This is a genomic window from Bacteroidia bacterium (assembly GCA_019695265.1).
In the GTDB taxonomy this organism is placed as follows: Bacteria; Bacteroidota; Bacteroidia; order JAIBAJ01; family JAIBAJ01; genus JAIBAJ01.
The window spans coordinates 1-2948 of sequence record JAIBAJ010000202.1; the positions used below are offsets into that span (position 1 = coordinate 1).

At 42.7% G+C, this 2948-nt stretch carries 2 protein-coding genes; one reads left to right on the forward strand and one right to left on the reverse strand.

Annotated features, from left to right (window positions below):
• Positions 1-956: aldo/keto reductase (locus K1X82_15300; protein MBX7183477.1), on the reverse strand; the 956-nt coding region annotated here is incomplete at its 3' end.
• 128 nt (positions 957-1084) lie between these two features.
• Here K1X82_15300 and K1X82_15305 point away from each other — a divergent pair.
• Positions 1085-2713, forward strand: a complete 1629-nt coding sequence (locus K1X82_15305; GenBank protein MBX7183478.1) for an alkaline phosphatase family protein — start codon at positions 1085-1087, stop codon at positions 2711-2713.
• Positions 2714-2948 lie beyond the last annotated feature (235 nt).

Here is a 2948-nt window from a genome sequence, read left to right on the forward strand (position 1 = left end):
TTTTCCATAACCTCAGGTGTTAATTGATCAACAACCTCTAATGCCTGTAAAGTTTCGGCCAATTGAGGGGATTTGCTTGCACCTAATATCACCGTACTTACATGGGGGTTTTTCAAAACCCAGGCAATTGCCAATTTGGGCAAACTAACACCTAAATCATCGGCAATAAGCTTGATTTGTTTAGCCTTCTCTATCTTCCTCTGGCCTTCTTCCGATGTTAAATTGTTCTTTAACCATGCCAACTCCGGCAATTCGGTTCGGGTATTGCCCGGAACGCCATTAAAATATTTTTCAGTTAAAAAACCTGAAGCCAATGGTGACCAGGTAGTGGTTCCCATTCCAAATTCAGAGTAGAGTCTTCTGTATTCGTTTTCAAATCGTTCTCTTGCAAACATATTGTATTGAGGTTGCTCCATGGTTGGGCCAACTAAATGGTTTTGACGGGCAAATAAATGGGCCTCTGTAATTTGTTGGGCGCTCCACTCCGATGTTCCCCAATACAGAATTTTTCCTTGCATAACCAATTGATGCATAGCCCAAACCGTCTCTTCGATCGGAGTTGTTTTATCAGGACGATGACAAAAATATAGGTCCAAATAATCCACTTGCAACCTTTTTAAAGCAGCATGACAGGCTTCATAAATATGTTTTCGGCTCAATCCCCATTGGTTAGGCTTCTTGGTCTCAGGTTCAACCGAACCAAAAAATACCTTACTTGAAACTATAAAAGAATCCCGGGTCCAACCCGACTTATGCAAAATATTACCCATTACCACCTCACTTTTACCTGCCGCGTAACCTTCCGCATTGTCAAAAAAATTAACTCCGGCATCATAAGCCTGATGCATCAATTGTTCAGCAATTTCATCTCCAATCTGGTTGCCAAAAGTAACCCAGGAGCCAAAAGATAAACGGCTCACCTGTAAGCCTGATTTCCCTAAGTTGTTGTATTTCATGGTTTCAATAAATATTGGCCAAAGGTAGAAATTTGAATACCTTAATTGGTTAAACCAATCAGGTATTTATTGTTAACATTTACAAATGCCATTCCCCAAACCTTACTTTTGTCCACTCATAATTGACAATGCGCAAATTTTATCCTTCTTTCTTCCTTTGTTTGGCTTTGGTTACCCCTGCCTTTTCACAAAAGCCACATCCCAAACTTATTGTTGGAGTTGTAGTTGACCAAATGCGTTACGACTATTTATTCAAATACTGGGATAAATATAGCCCGAACGGCTTTAAAAAGCTAATCGACCAAGGTGCTTTGTTCAAAAACGCGCATTACAATTACATTCCTACCTTTACTGCACCCGGACATTGCAGTATATACACCGGTGCATTTCCTTCAGTCCATGGAATAGCCGGTAATGAATGGCTTGACCGTAACACCAAAAAATCGGTGTATTGCACCATTGATACTGCCGATGGAACTATTAAACCCATAGGAACTTCAGATAAGAAAATAGGCTCTCATTCTCCTCGCCGCCAACAAGTGTCTACCCTTGGTGACGAACTCCGAATCTTCACTAATTTCCAATCCAAGGTAGTTGGTATTGCCCTCAAAGACCGAAGTGCTATTTTGCCGGCAGGACACAATGCCAATGGAGCATTTTGGCTGGACGGAAGCACTGGTAATTACATCACCAGCTCCTTTTATTTACCCGAATTACCAACCTGGGTTAAAAACTTCAACGAGCGTAAATTGGTTGAATCCTACCTGTCTAAACCCTGGAACACCTTGCTACCCATTGAACAATACACCGAAAGCTTTGCCGACAACAACCGCTACGAAGGCAAACTTGGCAACGAAAGTCTACCGGTTTTTCCACACAATTTGCCCGAAATTCGTAAAAAATCCGGACTTGGAATTATTCGCGAAACCCCGTTTGGCAACACCTTAACCAGAGAAATGGCTATCGCAGCCATTGAAGGTGAAGGATTGGGAAAAGATGAAATAACTGACCTTCTTGCTATCAGTTTTTCGCCTCCTGATTATATTGGTCACCATTTCGGACCTCAATCCATTGAAGTTGAAGATTGCTATCTCCGCCTCGATCTGGAATTGGCTGAACTCCTGAATTACCTTGAAAAAAACATCGGAAAAGATAATTTCCTTCTTTTTCTTACGGCCGACCATGGGGCTGCACAAAATTCCAACTACCTCATCGATCAAAAAATCCCGGCCGGTTATTACAGCGGCAAAACCATTGAAGACAGTTTAACCAATATGTTATCGCGTCGTTATGGACAAGGCGATTGGCTCTTGGGTTTTGAAAATGAACAGGTATACCTCAACCGTCCATTAATGCTGGCCCGCCGAATGAATCCGGATGATGTGGAGAACATTGTAGCCCGTTACCTCGAAACTTTGCCTCATGTATACAAAGCCATGCCTGCACACCAGTTACGCCTGGGAGCTGCAAGTTCAAAAATGGAGCGTTTGGCACAAAATGGCCTTCACCCTACTCGCTCGGGCGATGTGATGGTAATAATGGATTTTGGGTATATGGATTATTCCGAAACAGGAACTACACACGGTACTGCTTTTAGCTACGATACCCAAATTCCAATGTTATTTTACGGAAAAGGAATTAAGCCGGGTTCCTATTACCAGGCTGCCGATATTACCGATATTGCTCCAACTGTTTCTTCCATTGCCAATATTCCGTTTCCGGGTGCCGCAGTTGGAAAATCCCTTGAGATTAAATAATACTATTAGAACCCATTTCATCCGTTTCCTTACTTTCATTTTTTTAAAAATTATGCGGGCCCCCTCCGCCCAATCAGGCAGTTGAGCAAATACAAACAGCAATGCATGGGCGTTCGGGTCACGCTATCGGTTGTAGTCCTCGTAGCACTTGGCTAGCGCCGCGTGCTCCTGTGGGCTACTTACCTCTATCGTCAGTTTGTCTAAAAACCACCTTTAGACGCCATTTTTCGTTTAA